The organism is Bradyrhizobium sp. ORS 375 (assembly GCF_000239775.1).
Classification (GTDB): Bacteria; Pseudomonadota; Alphaproteobacteria; order Rhizobiales; family Xanthobacteraceae; genus Bradyrhizobium.
In genome coordinates this window covers 1-1,422 of the sequence record NZ_CAFI01000404.1, presented here as the reverse complement: position 1 = coordinate 1,422, position 1,422 = coordinate 1, and the positions used below count along the sequence as shown (strand labels likewise).

Sequence of the window (1,422 nt, the reverse complement as noted above, 5' to 3'; positions counted from 1 at the left end):
GCCGAACGCCTTCAAGGAGTGCCGGATCGCGTTCTCGAGATCGAGGAATTTGAGTTTGAGATTGCGGCGATGCGTCAGCAGCAGTCGCAGCCGATAGCACGGCGCGGTCTTGATGTGCGCGCGCCGGAACCCGCCGGTGCGCATGATGTGCGCGATCCCGAGCGCATTCGCCTGCCAGATGACCCGACCAGCTCTGAGTTCATGTCGGCCTACCAAAGCGCCCTTCTCGGTCAGGTGACATCATCGAGACCCGAACTTCGCTCTCCCGTTCAGGGCACAATCTCCGCGCTGATCGCCTCTTACATGCGAAGTTCGGAATTCATCGGCCTTCGGAAGACCAGCAAGGAGGGTTACGGCAGGCGCCTCGAGGCCCTCAGAATCGAGCACGGGCATCGGACCGTCGCTGGACTTTCTCGCGAGCGCATCATCACCGGCATTCTTCAGCCGTTCGCCGACCGGCCCGGCGCGGCTCTCGATACCCTCAAGAAACTTCGCATTCTGATCCGTCACGCAATCAACATCGGATGGATCAAGCACGATCCGTCGCTCGGGATAAAGCGACCCAAGCTTCAGCGCATCAGATCTTGGACTGAGGACGAGATCGAGCTGTTTCGCAAGAAGTGGCCTCTGGAAACCAAACAGCGGCTGGCTTTCGAACTGTTCCTGAACACGGGCCAACGACGATCCGACGTGGTCCGCATGGCATGGTCCCACATCACGCCCGAGAACAGAATCGCCGTCGCGCAGCAAAAGACAGGACGGCGATTGTTAATTCCGCTCCACCGTGACCTGCTTTCAGCCTTGGCCATCGCAAAGCGTGACCACGTGACGATCATCACGACCGCCTATGGCCAGTCCTTCAGCGTTGACGGCTTCAGCCAATGGATGCGCGATGCCATTACGGACGCAGGCCTGCCGCTTGATTGTCAGCCGCACGGCCTGCGCAAGGCTACCGGCCGTCGTCTGGCTGAGGCTGGCGCGACGGCAAAGATGATCATGTCCGTCCTTGGCCACACCACTCTTGCAGAGGCCGAGCGATACACTGAGGAGGCTGATCAGGCGAGCCTTGCGGTCGATGCTCTGGCGCGCCTCGAAGGACACAAGGCGAACGACTTTCCCCAAACGCAATCCGTCGGTTTGGGAAAACCGACCAAAACCTCAAGAAAATCAGCGGGGGAAAGGCAGAACTGGCGCTCCCTAGGGGAATCGAACCCCTGTTTCAGCCTTGAGAGGGCTGCGATTTTTTTCGCCGACCATTCGCGACCGTTCGTCACTATTCAATAAAATCAATATCTTACGTATTTTTCGTCCGCCATTGTTCCCTGCCATACGCCTATGTATATTTGACGGATATTTGACGAGTTTTGGGGCGGATACCGATGGCGAAGACACTCACAGAGGCGCAGATCACGACCGCGAAGG

Annotated in this window: 1 tRNA gene and 2 pseudogenes; 1 reads left to right on the top strand and 2 read right to left on the bottom strand. The window is 58.4% G+C overall.

What is annotated here, in order from left to right:
* A pseudogene (locus BRAO375_RS37665) lies at window positions 1-174 on the bottom strand (IS110 family transposase); the annotation flags it as partial.
* A 27-nt stretch (window positions 175-201) separates the two neighbouring features.
* Here BRAO375_RS37665 and BRAO375_RS36595 point away from each other — a divergent pair.
* Window positions 202-1,047, top strand: a pseudogene (locus tag BRAO375_RS36595) (tyrosine-type recombinase/integrase); the annotation flags it as partial.
* A gap of 141 nt (window positions 1,048-1,188) precedes the next feature.
* On the opposite strand, the gene BRAO375_RS27025 reads toward BRAO375_RS36595, so the two are convergent.
* Window positions 1,189-1,273, bottom strand: a tRNA-Glu gene (locus tag BRAO375_RS27025).
* Window positions 1,274-1,422: the final 149 nt, after the last annotated feature.